The organism is Luteibacter aegosomatissinici, from assembly GCF_023078495.1.
GTDB classification, from domain to species: Bacteria; Pseudomonadota; Gammaproteobacteria; order Xanthomonadales; family Rhodanobacteraceae; genus Luteibacter; species Luteibacter aegosomatissinici.
The window spans coordinates 4302501-4319466 of the sequence record NZ_CP095742.1 but is presented as its reverse complement, the minus strand read 5'-3'; the positions used below and the strand labels follow the sequence as shown (position 1 = coordinate 4319466).

Genomic DNA, 16966 nt, shown 5'->3' with positions numbered 1-16966 from the left:
ATCTTTTCGCGACCCGGCCACAGGGCCTGTGCTTCTTCGCGCGAGCTGTCGCCCACAGGGTGGGCTCCTACAGAAGGGGGATGAGCAGTAGCGCCACGATGTTGATGATCTTGATCAGCGGATTCACGGCGGGGCCGGCGGTGTCCTTGTAGGGGTCGCCGACGGTATCGCCGGTGACGGCGGCCTTGTGCGCATCGGAGCCCTTGCCGCCGAAGTTGCCGTCCTCGATGTACTTCTTGGCGTTATCCCAGGCACCGCCGCCGGTCGTCATCGAGATGGCCACGAACAGGCCGGTGACGATGGTGCCGATCAGCACGCCGCCCAGGGCCTGCGCGCCCGCTTCGGGACCGCCCAGCCACTTGAAGCCGAAGATCACCACCACCGGCACCAGTACCGGCAGCAGCGACGGCACCAGCATTTCGCGGATCGCCGAGCGGGTGAGCATATCCACGGCGCGCGAGTAATCCGGCTTCGTCTTGCCTTCCATGATCCCGGCGATTTCGCGGAACTGCCGGCGCACCTCTTCCACGACCGCCCCCGCCGCCCGGCCGACGGCTTCCATGGCCATGGCACCGAACAGGTAGGGGATCAGGCCGCCGATCAGCAGGCCGATGATCACGTAGTGGTTGGAAAGGTCGAAGCGGACATCCGCGCCGCCGAAGTGCAGGTTGAGGTTGTGGGTGTAGTCGGCGAACAGCACCAGGGCAGCGAGGCCCGCCGAACCGATGGCGTAACCCTTGGTCACGGCCTTGGTGGTGTTGCCCACGGCATCCAGTGGATCGGTGACGCCGCGCACGTCGGCGGGCAGTTCGGCCATCTCGGCGATGCCGCCGGCGTTATCCGTGATCGGGCCGTAGGCATCCAGCGCCACCACCATGCCGGTCATGCTGAGCATGGCCGTGGCGGCGATGGCGATGCCGTAAAGCCCGGCCAGCGAGAACGCACCCCAGATCGCCGCGCACACCGCCAGCACGGGCAGTGCTGTCGATTTCATCGACACACCGAGGCCGGCGATGATGTTGGTCGCGTGGCCGGTGGTCGATGATTGCGCCACATGCCTTACCGGCCGGTATTCGGTGGCGGTGTAGTACTCGGTAATCACCACCATGGCGCCGGTCAGCACCAGGCCGATCACGGCACAACCGAACAGGCGGTTGGCGCCGAAGGCCGAATCCGCCATCAGCGATTGCGTGATGGGCCAGAAGGCGATCGCAGCCAGCAGGGCGGAGACAAACACGCCAGCGTACAGCGCGTTCATGATCTTGCCGCCGCGGGTCTTCACGAAGAACGTGCCGACCACCGAGGCCACGATGGATGCGCCGCCCAGCACCAGCGGGTAGAGCACGCCGGAAGGACCCACCTCGGTCGCCATCACGCCGCCCAGTAGCATCGTCGCGATCAAGGTCACGGCATAGGTTTCGAACAGGTCGGCGGCCATGCCGGCGCAATCGCCCACGTTGTCGCCCACGTTATCGGCGATCACCGCCGGGTTGCGCGGGTCATCCTCGGGGATGCCGGCTTCCACCTTGCCCACCAGGTCGGCGCCTACATCGGCACCCTTGGTGAAGATGCCGCCACCAAGGCGCGCGAAGATCGAGATCAGCGACGAACCGAAGGCGAAGCCCACCAGCGCATGCAGTGCGTGGGTGCGCTCGTAGCCCATGTGCAGCAGCACGCCGTAGTAGCCGGCGACGCCCAGCAGGCCCAGGCCGACCACCAGCATGCCGGTGACCGCGCCGCCGCGGAAAGCGACCGCCAGGGCAGAAGAAAGGCCGCTCCGGGCGGCCTCTGCGGTACGAACGTTGGCACGAACCGACACGTTCATGCCGATGTAGCCCGTGGCTCCCGAGAGGAGCGCCCCCAGCGCGAAGCCAATGGCGGTACCCCAATCGAGGCTTATGCCGATAATGAGGAAAAGGACGATGCCGACAACGCCGATGGTGGCGTACTGGCGGTTGAGATAGGCACGCGCGCCTTCCTGGATGGCGGCAGCAATTTCCTGCATTCGTTCATTGCCCGGCGAGCGTGCCAGGACCCAACTGACCGAAAACGCGCCGTACAGAATCGCCACGACCGCACATCCCAGCGCGATCCATAAACCGTACTGTTGCAGCATCGAAGCCTCCCCGAATTGTGGGAGCCCTTGCAGGGCTCGCCCCGAGTATAGGCAGGGGAGGCGCGGAAACGTGTTGTGCGCTGCGGTAGGGCGAGCGCCCACGCCTGAAACGGTAGGAGCCCACCCTGTGGGCGACATCTTTTCGTAACAGGGCCACAGGTCGTGCGGCGGTCCCGCGAAAAGCTGTCGCCCACAAGGTGGGCTCCTACATGGTGGGGCGTTTACGTGAGGGTGGGGCGCTTACGTGCTGCCGTGCTTAGTGGTTCTGCAGCACGATGTCCGTGATGATGCCCGTGGCGACGGCCACTAGCAGGAACTGGCCATCGTCGTCATCGCGCACCCAGTGGTAGCCACGCGGCGGCTCGCGCAGGCGGCGGGTGCGCCAGTCGTCCACTACCACGACGCGGCCGTCGTAGCGGTGCCCGCGCTGCCAGTCGTGGTGCACGACGCGCGGCGGCGGGCCGCGGTGGTCGCCGCGGTCGTCGTGCCAGTCACGGCCGTGGTCGTCATGGTGGTCACGATCATCGTGGTGGTCGCGGTCATCACGGTGCGGCGGGGGCGGCGGATCCCAGGCGAAGGCGGGGGCGATCGCGCCGGCGGCGACGAAACAGAAAGCGAGTTTGCCCAGCATCTTCATACGTATGTCTCCGGCTTAGCGGGTGGCGATGTCGAGGATGATGCCGGTCGCGACCGCGACCAGCAGGAAATCGTTGTTCTCACGGACCCAGTGGTAGCCACGCGGCGGCGGGCGCAGGCGGTAGCTGCCGTAGTCGTACACGACTACGTTGCGGCCGTAGTAGCGGTGGCCGCGCTCCCAGTGGCCGTAATAGCGCGGCGGCGGGGGCGGCGGCGGGCGGTGATAGTAGCCAGGACCGCCGTGGTAGTAGCCGTGGCCGTAGTAACGCGGCGGCGGCGGGGGCGGGCGGTGGCCGTGCCAGCCGTTGTCGTGGTGCCAGTCACCACGGCCGCGATCGTCGTGGCCGCGGCGGTCGTCATGCCCGTGGCGGTCGTGATCGTGGTCCGGGGCCGGAGCGGCGGCCGCTGCCGTGGTAGCAGCAAGCGCCAGGGCGGCGAGGGCGGTGCGCAGCATCATTTTCATCACGGCTCTCTCAGTGACGATCCGCAGGAAGGGGACCGACGATTCGCATCCTAGGAATGGAAACCTGAACGGAAGAGCGTGCTTTTGAAAGATCCGCGAAAGCATTAAGTAACGCGACAGCTATTGAACCCGCGCGTTCAGTAAATCGAGCCTGGGCGGAACTCAAGTGTCAGATTTGACGGGCTTTCCGGAAGGAACAGCTCGGTGCGTCGTTCAGGTGAGCGGGCGAGGATTTTGCCGCCGCGAACCACCAGCAGGCGGTTGGCCTTCAGCCGGATGGCCTCGTAGGTATCGCCCGCCTGCAGCAGCACGCAGTCGGCACGGTTGCCTGGTGCGATCCCGTAGCCCTCCAGGCCGAGCACCCGCGCAGCATTGGCCGTGACCGCGTCGAAGCAATGGGCCACGCCCGAGGTCGAGGTCATCTGCGCCACGTGCAGGCCCATGTGCGCCACCTCCAGCATGTCGCCCGAGCCCATGCCGTACCACGGGTCCATCACGCAATCGTGGCCGAAGGCGACGTTCACCCCGGCGGCCAGCAACTCGGGCACGCGGGTCATGCCGCGGCGCTTCGGGTACGTATCGTGGCGGCCCTGCAGGGTGATGTTGATCAGCGGGTTGGCGATCGCGTGCACGCCGGCTTCCGCAATCAGCGGCAACAGCTTGGAGACGTAGTAGTTGTCCATGGAATGCATGGACGTGAGGTGGGAGCCGGTGACGCGATCCTGCAGGCCCGTGCGTACCGTTTCTGCCGCCAGCGTCTCGATATGCCGCGACCACGGGTCATCGGATTCGTCGCAGTGCATATCCACGCGCAGGCCGCGCTCGGCCGCCAGTTCGCACAGCCAGCGGATCGACTCCGCACCGTCGGCCATGGTCCGCTCGAAATGGGGGATGCCGCCGACCACGTCCACGCCCATGTCCAGCGCCCGCACCAGGTTGGCTTTCGCCGTCTTCGAGCGCAGCAGGCCATCCTGCGGGAACGCCACGAGTTCCAAGTGCAGGTAGGGAGCGACCTTGCGCTTCACCTCGAGCAGGGCCTCCGTGGCGAGCAGGCGGTCATCGCAGATATCGACATGGCTGCGGATCGCAAGCAGGCCCTGCGCCACCGCCATGTCGCAATAGGCGAGCGCGCGCTTCACCAGCGCATCGATCGTCAGGTCAGGCTTCAGCTCGCCCCACAACGCAATGCCTTCGAGCAACGTGCCCGAGGCGTTGAGCCGCGGCAGGCCCAGCGACAGCGTGGCATCCATATGGAAATGCGCATCGACGAAGGGCGGCGCGACCAGACGGCCCTGCGCATCGATTTCTTCCACGCCTTTCGCTGGGAGCGCTGGCTGGATCGCCGCGAAGCGCCCGTCCTTGATGCCGATATCGATGTCCCTGCGTCCATCAGGCAGGGTGGCGTGGCGAATGATGAGGTCCATGGGCGTCGGCTCTGGGGTATCGATCTCTCATGATACCGGCAGCCCACTGTAGGAGCGCGCTTGCGCGCGATGTGGGGTCGTCGCAAGCACCTATCGCGCGCGAGCGCGCTCCTACAGGCCCTTCACGCGGCGGCGCGGTGAACTTGGCACCATAGCCGTACCCATGAAACTGCAAGAAAAACTCGCCATCCTCGCCGATGCCGCCAAGTACGATGCCTCGTGCTCGTCGAGTGGCGGGAAGGGCCGCAACTCACTCGCCAGCGGCGGCATCGGGTCCACCGAGGGCATGGGTATCTGCCATGCCTACGCGCCGGACGGGCGCTGCATTTCGCTGCTGAAGATCCTGCTGACGAACTTCTGCGTGTATGACTGCGCGTACTGCGTGAACCGGCGCAGCAGCAACGTGCCGCGCGCGCGGTTCACCGCCGAGGAAGTGGTGAACCTCACCCTGGAGTTCTACCGGCGCAACTACATCGAAGGCCTGTTCCTGTCCTCGGGGATCATCCAGTCGCCCGACTACACCATGGAACAGCTGGTGCGCGTGGCGCGTTCATTGCGCGTCGATCACAAGTTCGGCGGCTATATCCACCTGAAGACGATTCCCGACGCGTCGCCGGAGTTGATCGATGCGGCCGGGCGCTGGGCCGATCGCCTCAGCATCAACGTCGAGATGCCGACCGAGGGTGGATTGAAATCGCTGGCGCCGGAGAAGCACCTGGGCGATATCCGCAGCGCGATGGGCCGGCTGCGGCTGTCGATCGACGAGGCGAAGGCGGAGAAGAAGGCGCCACGCTTCGCGCCAGCGGGCCAAAGCACGCAGATGATCGTCGGCGCCGATGCGGCGAGCGATCGCGATGTGCTCACCGCCAGCACCAACCTCTATACCAACTACCGCCTGCGCCGCGTTTACTACTCCGCTTTCAGCCCGATTCCCGACGCCTCGAAGATCCTGCCGTTGAAGCCGCCGCCGTTGGTACGCGAGCATCGCCTCTATCAGGCCGACTGGCTGATGCGCTTCTACGGCTTTGGCGCGGATGAAATCGCGCCGCCGGGCGACGATGGCATGCTCTCGCTCGATGTCGACCCGAAGCTGGCCTGGGCACTACGCCATCGCGAGCAGTTCCCGGTGGACGTCAACAAAGCCTCGCGCGACATGCTCCTGCGTGTGCCGGGCCTGGGCGTGAAAACCGTGGACAAGATGATCGCCATGCGCGGGCACCGCCGCATCCGCTATGACGACCTCATCCGCCTGCGGGTCCCTGTGAAGAAGGTGGCGCCTTTCGTGGAAACAGTGGACCACCGCCCACGCGGTGATCGCGAAAGCCTTGCGCTCCACCGCGACCTGCGCGAGCCCACGCCCACGCAGCCCGATCTGTTCGGCTGATGCTGCGCGTTTCGCTGGACGATCCTTCCGATCTTGGAGAGTGGCGCGGCAAGGCCCGTGCGCTGCTTCTCGCAGGAATCTCGCCTGATAACGTCGACTGGGGCGGCGGAGGCCTGTTCGGTGGTGACGACGACATACCGCCGCCACGCAACGGCGCCGCGCCCGCCGTGCCCCGCGATTTCCTCAACCTGGCGAATACCGTGCTGGCGCACTCGGATCCACGGCGCCACGCCGTGCTGTACCGGATGCTGTGGCGCCTGACCCATGGCGAGAAGGGTTTGCTCGCCATCGCCACGGACGATGACGTCGCCTGGGCGCATACCTGCGTGAAGCAGGTGAACCGCGACATGCACAAGATGAAGGCCTTTGTTCGTTTTCGCGAGGTGGCCGTGGACGACGGCACGGTGTACGTCGCGTGGTTCGAACCCGGCCACGATATCGTCACTCGCGTCGCGCCTTTCTTCGTCCGCCGCTTCACTGGTATGCGCTGGTCGTTGCTGACGCCCGCGCGCACGGCGCACTGGGATGGCGAACAACTCACCTTCGGCACGGGGGCCAGCCGCGCCGATGCACCCTCGGGCGATACGCTGGAAGACCTGTGGCGCACGTACTACAGCAGCATCTTCAACCCGGCCCGGCTCAAGGTCGATGCGATGAAGCGCGAGATGCCGGTGAAGTACTGGAAGAACCTGCCGGAAGCCTCGCTGATTCCCGAGCTGGTGCGCGATGCCCTGCCGCGGATGCAGGCGATGGTGGCACGCGACGCGACGGTACCGAAGAAGAAGTTCGCGGCGTGGCAGAAGGCCGGGATGGATTTGCCTGAGGGCAGCTTATCCGCGTTGCGTCAGCAGGCAAGGGAGTGCCGCGCGTGCGACTTGTGGAAGCCGGCCACGCAAACCGTCTTCGGCGAAGGCCCGGACGATGCGCGCATCGTGGTGATCGGTGAGCAGCCTGGCGACCAGGAAGACCTGGCCGGCAAACCCTTCGTCGGGCCCGCGGGCAAGCTGTTCGACACGGCGCTGGCGGGGGCGGGCATCGCGCGTAATGCGCTGTATGTCACCAACACCGTCAAGCATTTCAAGTTCGAGCCACGCGGTAAGCGGCGCCTGCACAAGCGCGCGAATGCGGAAGAACAGGCGGCCTGCCGGCCGTGGCTGGCGGCCGAGATCGACCGGATCCAGCCTGCGGCACTGGTGTGCCTCGGCGCCATGGCGGCGCAGGCGGTATTTGGCGCGTCGTTCCGGCTGATGGAGCAGCGCGGGCAGTGGTTCGACCTGCCGGATGGCCGCCGCGCCATGGCCACGGTGCATCCGTCGTACCTGCTGCGCCTGCCAGGCGAGGCCGAACGCGAAGCCGCGTACGCAGCGTTCGTAAGCGACCTGTCCCTCATGCAGGACGTGCTCGTGTAGGAGCCCACCCTGTGGGCGACGCTGTTCGCGAAAGAGCAACAGGCCCTGTGGCGTCATCGCGAAAGATGTCGCCCACAGGGTGGGCTCCTACGCGGGGTTACTTCGCTGGCACGAACTTCTTCAGCTTCTTCGGCACGGCGGTGTTCTTCAGCGTCACGTACAGCGGCAGGCCATCCTCGCCGTACGGCGGCGGGGCTTCGCCCAGGATCAGCGGCGCCAGGTAACGCCGCGCCGCGGCGGTGATGCCGAACCCATCCTTGGAGATGAAGTTCTTCGGCATCTTCTTTTCCTGGTTGGCGATCTTGTCCAGCGGCGCGGCCTCGATCTTCCACTTATAGGGTTCTTCCGAGGTGCGCACGATCACCGGCATCACCGCGTTGAGCCCATCGGCCGCGTATTCCACGGCCTTCTTGCCCACCGCATAGGCCTGCTCCACATCCACCTTCGCCGCGATATGCCGCGCGGAGCGCTGCAGGTAATCGGGCAGGGCCCAGTGGTACTTGTAGCCGAGCTTTTCCTTCACCAGCGCGGCGAGCACCGGCGCGGCGCCGCCCAACTGGGCATGACCAAAGGCATCGCGCGCGCCGGTCTCAGCCGACTCGGCCAGGAACTTGCCGTCGGAACCCTTCACACCCTCGGAAACCACCACCGTGCAGTAGCCCACCTTTTCGACCGTGGCCTGCACCCTGGCGAGGAACGCGGCCGGGTCGAACACGTTTTCGGGGAACAGGATGATGTGCGGCGGATCGCCGGCCTTGTTGCCTGCCAGGCCGGCCGCCGCGGCGATCCAGCCTGCGTGCCGGCCCATTACTTCAATGATGAACACCTTGGTGGAGGTATCCATCATGGAGGCCACATCCAGGCTGGCCTCGCGCACGGCGATGGCCGTGTACTTGGCCACCGAGCCGAAGCCCGGGCAGTTATCGGTCACGACCAGGTCGTTATCGATCGTCTTGGGCACGCCGATGCAGTTCACCTCGTAGCCCAGCGCCTGGCCGATCTTCGAGACCTTGTTGGCCGTGTCGGCCGAATCGTTGCCGCCGTTGTAGAGGAACGTGCGGATGTCGTGGGCCTTGAACACCTGGATCAGCCGCTCGTACTCGGCGCGGTTCTCCTCCAGGGACTTGAGCTTGTAGCGGCACGAACCGAAGGCGCCGCCGGGGGTGTGCTTCAGGCCGGCGATGTTGGCCTTGGCTTCCTTGGTGGTATCGATCAGTTCCTCGCGCAGGGCGCCAAGAATGCCGTTGCGGGCCGCGTAGACCGGTATGCCCTTGTCGCGGGCGGTCTCGATGACCCCGGCGGCGGTGGCGTTGATGACGGCGGAGACACCGCCCGACTGGGCGTAGAGGAGCTTACCGGCGGCCATGCTGCGGTTCCTTCTGGTGCGGTCGAGGGCCTGAGGTTAACCCGAGTGGCGTGGCCGTGGCTTGAAGGCGGCCCCTGCGACGCACTGCCACGGCCATGTGGCAGCCGTTTGACGGGGTGGCGCCCCTGCCGTTACCTTGGGACCCATTTTATTGTGCCCGGCGGTGGGGTTAGCCCTGCCAGCCCGGTAAATTGGAGCATCAATGCGATTCGTGCTTTTCGGCGCCCCCGGTTCGGGCAAGGGCACCCAGGCCGCCCGCCTCAAGCAGGATTTCGGCATCCCGCACATCTCCACGGGCGATCTGCTCCGTGCCGAGATCAAGGCGGAAACCGAACTCGGCAAGAAGGCCAAGTCCCTGATGGATGCCGGCCAGCTGCTGCCGGATGACATCATGCTGGGCATCATCGAGCACCGTCTCGCCGAACCCGACGCCAAGCCGGGCTTCATCCTGGATGGCTACCCGCGCAACCTGGCCCAGGCCGATGCGCTGGATGGCGTCCTGGCCAAGATCGGCCAGCCGCTCGATGTGGTGATCAAGCTCGATGTGCCGTTCGAGGCCATCGTCGGCCGTTGCGAGGTGCGCTTCAAGGCGGAACACCGCCCCGATGACGAGCCGGCCACGGTCACGCGCCGCCTCAACATCTACGCCGACCAGACCGCCCCGGTCGCCGATTTCTACGCCAAGCGCGGCAAGCTCAAGATCGTCGACGGCGTCGGCGAACTCGATGAGGTCACGGCGCGCATCAAGGCCGCCCTGACCGAAGCCAGCGCCGCCAGCGCCTGATCCAACCCGGGCCGGCGCCGCGTGCGCCGGCCGCGAGGCTTTTAAACGATGCGCGTCCATATCCTCGGTATTGCCGGCACCTTCATGGGTGGCGTCGCTGCGCTCGGCCGCGAGCTGGGCCTCACGGTCGAAGGCTCCGATGCCAACGTGTACCCGCCCATGAGCACCCAGCTCGAAGCGCTGGGTATCAGCCTCATGCAGGGCTACACCGCCGAACACCTGCAGCCGGCGCCTGACCTGGTCGTGGTCGGCAACGCCATGACCCGGGGCAACCCGGCAGTGGAGTACATGCTCAACGAGGGCATGCGCTACATCTCCGGCCCGCAGTGGCTGGGTGAAACCCTGCTCGGCGGCCGCCAGGTCCTGGCCGTGGCCGGGACGCACGGCAAGACCACCACCACCAGCCTGCTCGCGCACCTGCTCGAACAGGCAGGCATGGATCCGGGCTTCCTGATTGGCGGCGTACCCGGCAACTTTGATGTCTCGGCGCGTCGCGGTGGCGGCAAGCCCTTTGTCATCGAGGCCGACGAATACGACTCGGCGTTCTTCGACAAGCGCTCCAAGTTCGTCCACTACCGTCCGCACATCGCCATCCTCAACAATCTGGAATACGACCACGCGGATATCTTCCCCGACGTGGCCGCCATCCAGCGCCAGTTCCACCACCTCGTGCGCACGGTGCCCGGTCATGGCCGGCTCATCGTCAATGCCGAGGATCCGTACCTCGCCGAAGTACTGGCCATGGGCGCGTGGACGCCGGTGGAAACGTTCGGTATCGATGCGGGTGACTGGCGCGCCGAACTCATCGCCGCCGATGGCTCGCACTTCCGCGTGAGCCGCCAGGGTGTGGCCCTCGGCGAGATCCGCTGGGGCTCGCTCGGCCGGCACAATGTCATGAACGCGCTGGCCGCCCTCGCTGCGGCGACGGCGGCCGGTGCGGATCCGGTGGCGTTGCTTCCCGCGTTTGAAAGCTTCGCCAGCGCCCGCCGCCGCATGGAAGTGATCGGCGAGGCACGCGGCGTTACGGTTTACGACGACTTTGCGCATCACCCCACCGCCATAGCCACCACGCTGGCGGGCTTGCGCGCGAAGGTGGGCAAGGCGCGCATCCTGGTCGCGCTCGAACCGCGTTCGAACAGCATGCGCCTCGGTGCGCATGCCGACGCGCTGGCCCCGTCGCTGGCCGATGCCGATGGCGTGGTGTTCCTGCACCGCCCGGAGCTGGCATGGGATGCGGCGAAGGTGACCGGTGCACTGGATGGGCGCGGCACGACCGTCCCCACTGTCGACGCGCTGGTGGCCAGCCTCGCCACCCAGGCACGTGAGGGCGACCAGGTCATCTTCATGTCCAACGGCGGTTTCGAAGGGGCGCCCCGGCGCTTCTTCGACGCACTGCGCGCAGGTTAGACTGGTGGGCATGGCCGCGACCTTGCCCACGCTCGACCTTCCGCTGTTCCCCTTGTCGAACGTCCTGTTCCCGGGCGGTCATCTCCAGCTGCGCATCTTCGAACCGCGTTACATCGATCTGGTTCGCGAGTGCGCGCGCACGGGCAGGGGCTTCGGTGTGTGTCTCATCCTGGAAGGCCGAGAAGCCGGCCAGCCGGCGATCCCCGCCGCGGTCGGCACGCTCGCGACCATCACCGATTTCCACACGCGTGATGATGGCTTGCTCGGCATCGTGGCCGAAGGTGGCCAGCGCTTTCGGGTGACCCGCACGCGCGTACGCTCCGATGGCCAGGTGCGCGGCGACATCGCACCGTGGGACCCGGAAGCGAAGATGCCTGTGCCGCCGGAATTCGGCTTGCTCACCACCATCCTCGAGCGGTTGGCCGAGCAGATGGGGCCGCCGTGGAAACAGGACATCGCCGGCCGCGCGGACAACGATGCGAGCTGGGTCGGCTTCCGCCTGTGCGAACTGCTACCGCTCGATCCCAACGAATGCCAGCACATGCTCGAGCTGGATGATCCGCTCCAGCGCCTCGCCGAATTGCGTGACATCCTCCCGCGCTTCCAGCGCGCCTGAGTAACGCCCCATGACATCGCTCGCCGGGAAGACCCTGTTCATCACCGGTGCCTCCCGCGGCATCGGTCTCGCCATCGGCCTGCGCGCGGCGCGCGATGGCGCCAACGTCGTGATCGCCGCGAAGAGCGGCGTGCCCAATCCGAAACTGCCCGGCACGATCCACACGGCCGCCGCGGAGATCGAAGCCGCGGGTGGCCAGGCGCTCGCCCTCAAGGTCGATATCCGCGAGGAAGATGAAGTGCGCATGGCGGTGGCGACCGCCGCCGAACGGTTCGGCGGTATCGATATCGTGGTGAACAACGCCAGCGCGATCTGGCTCGCGGGTACCGAGAACACACCGATGAAGCGGTTCGACCTGATGCACCAGGTGAACACGCGCGGCACGTTCCTGGTGACGCAGGCCTGCCTGCCCTTCCTGAAGGAAGCGGCGAACCCGCACGTGCTCATGCTCTCGCCGCCGCTCAGCATCGATCCGCATTGGTATGCACCGCACGTGGCGTACACCATCGCCAAGTTCGGCATGAGCCAGTGCGTGCTCGGCATGGCGCCCGAGTTCGCCCCGATGGGTATCGCGGTGAATGCGTTGTGGCCGAAAACGGTGATCGCCACCGCCGCGATCGGCATGATCGATGGGGTCAAGCCCGAGAACTGCCGAACCCCCGAGATCGTGGCCGATGCCGCGCACGCGATCCTGACCCGCCCCGCCCGGTCCTACACCGGCCACTTCGCGATCGACGAAGCCGTTTTGCGTGAAGAAGGTGTGACGAACTTCGATCACTACGCCGTCACGCCGGGCCAGCCTCTACTACCGGACTTGTTTCTCTAGCAAGCGCAAAACGCCATCCGAACCGCTGTGTGAGCTAGCCCGTTTGGTGTATGGCCGGTTTTTGCATGCCGGGGTAACGTCACTTCGTCGCCCTGTGGCACGACATGACACGGGGTGGTGTGGGGCTTGCCGGCCTGCAGGGGGTGCCGGCGGCGGGTCCAAGGGTGAACCCGCTACAGCCGGCGCAGGCCACTGAACGGTTTGAGGAGCAGGCATGTCACGCGGGGAATCGACGGGACGTTGCGTCGTCTGGGTTGGAAGGCCGAGCGTTGAAGAGCATTTCGGGCTGATTCGGGCTGGCTGGCGAACGCTGGTGGCCGATCCGGCCCGGCTGGATAGCGCCTTGCCCGAATGTGGGGACACGGCCATCGCCGTGGTGGATCTGCGCGCGAGCGCGCAGGCAGCCGTGCGGGTACTCCAGGAGCTGCGCGACAACCACCCGGGCCTGGCGTGGATCGGCCTCACCGGCCACCGCACGCCCGCGAACGATCCTTCCATCCAGCATGTGCTGCCCCAGGCCTTCGAACTCATCGATGGCGCCTCGTCGTTGCAGGCACTTCGCCAGGCACTCCAGCGGGTGCCCGCCGATGGCATCCCGGTGCTGGACGATGACCAGCCCAGCGTGATGACTGGCACGAGTCCGGCGATCCGGGCGCTTTCTCAGAATATTCGGAAGTTCGCGCCCGTCGAGCTGCCGCTGCTGATCACCGGCGAAACCGGCACGGGAAAGGAAATGGCCGCCCGGGCCCTGCACCAGCTCTCCGCGCGCCGCGACAAGCCCTTCGCCGCCATCAACTGTGGCGCGCTCCCGGCCAACCTCGTCCAGTCCGAATTGTTCGGCCACGAGCGCGGTTCCTTCACCGGGGCCACGGCGCGGCGCATCGGCCATTTCGAATCCGCCGATGGCGGCACGGTGTTCCTGGATGAAATCGGCGACCTGCCGCTGGATGCCCAGACCAACCTGCTGCGCGTGCTGCAGGAAGGCACCATCGAGCGGATCGGCAGCTGCCAGTCCATCAAGGTGAACGTGCGCGTGCTCGCCGCCACCCACGTCGACCTGGAAAAGGCGGTGGCCCAGGGGCGGTTCCGCGAGGACCTGTTCTACCGGCTCAACGTCCTGCGCCTGCGCATGCCGCCGCTGCGCGAACGGAACGGCGACATCGAGCTGCTGGCCCAATACTTCCTGGATGCCTTCCGCGAAAGCTATGGCACCCGTGCGCGGGCGTTCAGCACGGCGGCGCGCAAGGCCATGAACGCCTTCTCGTGGCCCGGCAACGTGCGCGAGCTGATGAACCGGGTGCAGCGCGCGGCCGTGATCGCCGACGATGCCCTGATCACCCCGGATGACCTTGAACTCAACGCCGACCTGCCCGGCATCGATCGCGACAGCCTGGGCAGCGCGCGCACCTCGGCCGAGCGCGAGGCCATCGTCGATTGCCTGCGGGCCAGCGCGTTCAATATCAGCGAATGCGCCCGCCGGCTGCGGGTGTCGCGCGTCACGGTGTACCGCCTCTGCAAGAAGCACCAGCTGGCCCTCGATCAGTTGCGCTAGCCGCACCTCTGGAAAAGAAAACTCCCGGCCCTCTGGGGGACCGGGAGTTCCCGTTCTCTCGTCCGGCTTGGCAGGGTCGTCGGTCGAGCGAACCGCGTGGGCCGCCAGGGGCCTCCCCTGAAGGCGAGCAAGCCGCATGCCACCCGGGCGTGGCCTTGATTCGCAAGGAATTTCTACCCGACCGGCATTTCCGGGCCGTTCATCGGCTGTAGCGTTGTGTAACAGGCCGTTACAGCAACGGAACAGCCGTTGTCCGCGGAGCCCGCGCCTTATACGATGGGGATCCCGCGACGCACCATGCCGCGCGGGCATCGGATCGATGTCGGACCGCAGAACGTACCGTGCGATTCCATCCGTTCCTGTTTGGGGCCAGGCGCTGCGGCCGGGCCCGGGAGTCGTTTCCATGTCGTCGCATCCTGTCGAACCCTCCGATCTCATCGGCCTGGGCAAGCGCTATTGGCTGTCCGTGTACCGCCCCCGTGATGTCATCCTTGACCACGGCAAGGGCGCGCGCGTGTGGGATACGGAAGGTCGCGACTATCTCGATTTTGGCGCCGGTATTGCCGTGAATGCCCTGGGCCACCAGGAGCCCGAGCTGGTCGAGGCGCTCGTCTCGCAAGCCCACAAGCTGTGGCACGCCAGCAACGTGTTCTGGACCGAGCCGCCGCTGCGCCTGGCCGAAGAACTCATCGAGCACGCACCGTTCGCCGATCGCGTGTTCCTGTGCAACTCCGGTACCGAGGCCAACGAAGCCGCGATCAAGCTCGTGCGCAAGTGGGCCGCCGGCCAGGGCCGCGCGCCGGAAGACCGCGTCATCATCACTTTCCTCGGCTCGTTCCACGGCCGCACGCTCGCCTCGGTCACCGCCACCGCGCAGCCCAAGTACCAGGAAGGCTACGAGCCGCTGCCGGGTGGCTTCCGCTACGTGGCGTTCAACGATGAAGCCGCGCTGGAAGAAGCCTTCGCCAAGGGTGGCGTTGCCGCAGTGATGGTCGAACCCGTGCAGGGCGAGGGCGGTGTCACGCCCGCGGCACCGGGCTTCCTGAAGAAGATCCGCGAGCTGTGCGATGCCCACAACGCGCTCATGGTGCTGGATGAAATCCAGTGCGGCATGGGCCGCACCGGCACGCTGTTCGCGCACACGCACGACCATGTCACGCCGGATATCGTCACCCTGGCGAAGGCACTGGGTGCGGGCTTCCCGATCGGCGCGATGCTGGCCGGCCCGAAGGTATCGGAGGTGATGCAGTTCGGCGCGCACGGCACGACGTTTGGCGGCAACCCGATGGCGGCCGCGGTCGCGCGCGTTGCGTTGAAGAAGATCGCCTCACCCGCGGTGCTGCTCAACGTGGAACGCCAGGCGAACGATATCCGCAAGGGTCTCGACAAGCTCAACCACGAGTTCCACCTGTTCTCGGAAATCCGTGGCCGCGGGCTCATGATCGGCGCAGTGCTCTCCGATGCCTTCAAGGGGCGCGCCGGCGAAGTGCTCGATATCGCCGCCGCGCACGGCCTGCTCATCCTGCAGGCCGGCCCCGATGTGCTGCGCATCGTGCCGCCGCTCAACATCACCGATGAAGAAACCGCCGCGGGCCTCGAACGCCTGCACGCGACACTGGCGGAGTTCGCCAGCCGCGAGGCCAAGGTGGCCTAAAGAAAACGCCCGGCACTGCCGGGCGTTTTTTTTCCTTACACGTCTGCGTTATGCCTTCAGGCTGGCGAGCACGTCGTCCGCGATCGCGATGGTCTCGTCAATGATCGCATCGGTATGCGCGCTCGACACGAAGCCGGCTTCGAACGCCGACGGCGCGAGGTAGACGCCGCGCTCCAGCATGCCGTGGAAGAAGCGGTTGAACGCCGCCACATCCGCAGCAGTCGCCTGCGCGTAGCTCTCCACCTTCGCATCGGTGAAAAACAGGCCGAACATGGCGCCGACGTAGTTCACGCTGAAGGGAATACCGTGCTTCGTCGCCGCAGCCGCGATCCCGTCGGCAAGTTTCGCCGTGCGCTTCGCCAGGTCGTCGTAGAAACCGGGCGCCTGGATCAGCTCGAGCATGGCCAGGCCCGCCGCCATCGCCACCGGGTTACCGGACAACGTGCCGGCCTGGTACACCGGGCCCGCCGGGGCCACCTGTTCCATCAGGTCGCGGCGACCGCCGTACGCGCCCACCGGCATGCCACCGCCGATCACCTTGCCGAAGCAGGTGAGGTCCGGCTTGATGGCGTAATGCGCCTGCGCGCCGCCCAGGGCGACGCGGAAACCGGTCATCACTTCGTCGAAGATCAACAGCGCACCGCTTTGCGTGCACAGCTCGCGCAGCGCCTGCAGGTAGCCATCCTTCGGCGGAATGCAGTTCATGTTGCCGGCGACCGGCTCGATGATGAGGCCGGCGATATCCGCGCCGTGTTCGGCGAACAGCGCTTTCGCCGCCTCGATGTCGTTATACGGAAGCGTAAGCGTCAGATCGGCCGCTGCCTTCGGCACGCCCGGCGAGGTTGGTACGCCAAACGTCAGCGCGCCCGATCCCGCCTTCACCAGGAAGCTGTCGCCATGGCCGTGGTAGCAGCCTTCGAACTTCACGATCTTGTTGCGGCCGGTGGCGCCACGCGCCAGGCGGATCGCCGACATGGTGGCCTCGGTGCCCGAGTTCACCATGCGCACCATATCCACCGAAGGAATCAGCTTCACGATGGTCTCGGCCATGGTGACTTCGGCGGGGGAGGGCGTGCCGAAGCTCAGGCCATCCTGGGCGGCCTTCACCACCGCCTCGCGCACGGCCGGGTGGTTATGGCCCACGATCATGGGGCCCCACGAGCCCACGTAATCGATATAGCGCTTGCCTTCCACGTCCCACAGGTACGGGCCATCGGCACGCGCGGTAAAGAACGGCTCGCCGCCCACCGATTTGAAGGCGCGCACGGGTGAATTCACGCCGCCGGGCATCAGCTGGCGGGCGCGGGCGAAGAGGTCGTGGTTCGTGGT

The 16966-nt window shown here is 66.4% G+C and carries 15 protein-coding genes (2 of these 15 only partly in view); 8 read left to right on the top strand and 7 right to left on the bottom strand.

Annotated features, from left to right (window positions below; all coding sequences use genetic code 11):
- Positions 1-67: 67 nt before the first annotated feature.
- The 4 genes from L2Y97_RS19400 to L2Y97_RS19385 all read right to left on the bottom strand — a co-directional run bounded on the left by L2Y97_RS19400 (position 68) and on the right by L2Y97_RS19385 (position 4639).
- On the bottom strand, positions 68-2116 hold the full coding sequence (locus L2Y97_RS19400; protein WP_247429896.1) for a sodium-translocating pyrophosphatase: 2049 nt from the start codon (positions 2114-2116) through the stop codon (positions 68-70).
- A gap of 256 nt (positions 2117-2372) precedes the next feature.
- Complete coding sequence (locus L2Y97_RS19395) at positions 2373-2753, bottom strand: RcnB family protein (protein WP_247429894.1); 381 nt, start codon at positions 2751-2753, stop codon at positions 2373-2375.
- 15 nt (positions 2754-2768) lie between these two features.
- On the bottom strand, positions 2769-3215 hold the full coding sequence (locus L2Y97_RS19390; protein ID WP_247429892.1) for an RcnB family protein: 447 nt from the start codon (positions 3213-3215) through the stop codon (positions 2769-2771).
- Between the two features lie 137 nt (positions 3216-3352).
- Positions 3353-4639 carry an amidohydrolase family protein gene (locus L2Y97_RS19385; protein WP_247429890.1) on the bottom strand — a complete coding sequence of 429 codons (1287 nt, stop codon included), beginning with the start codon at positions 4637-4639 and terminating at the stop codon, positions 3353-3355.
- 163 nt (positions 4640-4802) lie between these two features.
- Between L2Y97_RS19385 and L2Y97_RS19380 the strand changes: the two genes are divergently transcribed.
- Positions 4803-6023, top strand: a complete 1221-nt coding sequence (locus L2Y97_RS19380; protein ID WP_425492789.1) for a putative DNA modification/repair radical SAM protein — start codon at positions 4803-4805, stop codon at positions 6021-6023.
- Complete coding sequence (locus tag L2Y97_RS19375) at positions 6023-7432, top strand: UdgX family uracil-DNA binding protein (RefSeq protein WP_247429889.1); 1410 nt, start codon at positions 6023-6025, stop codon at positions 7430-7432. The genes L2Y97_RS19380 and L2Y97_RS19375 overlap by 1 nt, the downstream gene beginning before the upstream one ends.
- 97 nt (positions 7433-7529) lie before the next feature.
- On the opposite strand, the gene L2Y97_RS19370 is transcribed toward L2Y97_RS19375, so the two are convergent.
- Positions 7530-8798 carry a 6-phosphofructokinase gene (locus L2Y97_RS19370; RefSeq protein ID WP_247429887.1) on the bottom strand — a complete coding sequence of 423 codons (1269 nt, stop codon included), beginning with the start codon at positions 8796-8798 and terminating at the stop codon, positions 7530-7532.
- Positions 8799-9000: 202 nt separating this feature from the next.
- On the opposite strand from L2Y97_RS19370, the gene L2Y97_RS19365 reads away from it, so the two are divergent.
- The 6 genes from L2Y97_RS19365 to L2Y97_RS19340 all read left to right on the top strand — a co-directional run bounded on the left by L2Y97_RS19365 (position 9001) and on the right by L2Y97_RS19340 (position 15637).
- A complete protein-coding gene (locus L2Y97_RS19365; protein WP_247429885.1) occupies positions 9001-9582 on the top strand; it encodes an adenylate kinase in 582 nt (193 codons plus the stop codon).
- Positions 9583-9630: 48 nt separating this feature from the next.
- The gene (gene mpl, locus L2Y97_RS19360; RefSeq protein WP_247429882.1) at positions 9631-10989 is read left to right on the top strand and encodes a UDP-N-acetylmuramate:L-alanyl-gamma-D-glutamyl-meso-diaminopimelate ligase; all 1359 of its coding nucleotides are present in this window, start codon (positions 9631-9633) and stop codon (positions 10987-10989) included.
- A 10-nt stretch (positions 10990-10999) separates the two neighbouring features.
- The gene (locus L2Y97_RS19355) at positions 11000-11605 is read left to right on the top strand and encodes an LON peptidase substrate-binding domain-containing protein (protein WP_247429879.1); all 606 of its coding nucleotides are present in this window, start codon (positions 11000-11002) and stop codon (positions 11603-11605) included.
- Positions 11606-11615: 10 nt separating this feature from the next.
- Positions 11616-12431: an SDR family oxidoreductase gene (locus tag L2Y97_RS19350; protein ID WP_247429876.1), complete on the top strand. Its 816-nt coding sequence runs from the start codon at positions 11616-11618 to the stop codon at positions 12429-12431.
- 214 nt (positions 12432-12645) lie between these two features.
- Positions 12646-13983, top strand: a complete 1338-nt coding sequence (locus L2Y97_RS19345) for a sigma-54 interaction domain-containing protein (protein WP_425492787.1) — start codon at positions 12646-12648, stop codon at positions 13981-13983.
- A 403-nt stretch (positions 13984-14386) separates the two neighbouring features.
- Complete coding sequence (locus L2Y97_RS19340; protein WP_247429871.1) at positions 14387-15637, top strand: acetylornithine/succinylornithine family transaminase; 1251 nt, start codon at positions 14387-14389, stop codon at positions 15635-15637.
- A gap of 48 nt (positions 15638-15685) precedes the next feature.
- On the opposite strand, the gene hemL is transcribed toward L2Y97_RS19340, so the two are convergent.
- On the bottom strand, positions 15686-16966 hold the 3' portion of the coding sequence (hemL, locus tag L2Y97_RS19335; RefSeq protein WP_247429868.1) for a glutamate-1-semialdehyde 2,1-aminomutase. It continues 3 nt past the right edge of the window; the window shows 1281 of its 1284 coding nt (coding positions 4-1284); its start codon lies off the right edge, out of view — the gene reads right to left on this strand; the stop codon is at positions 15686-15688.
- On the bottom strand, position 16966 holds a 1-nt sliver of the coding sequence (gene thiE / locus L2Y97_RS19330) for a thiamine phosphate synthase (RefSeq protein WP_247429865.1). 650 nt of this gene lie beyond the right edge of the window; just 1 of its 651 coding nucleotides falls inside the window; the start codon falls outside the window, past its right edge — the gene reads right to left on this strand; its stop codon straddles the right edge of the window (only 1 of its three bases is visible, at position 16966). Before thiE ends, hemL begins: the two co-directional genes overlap by 4 nt.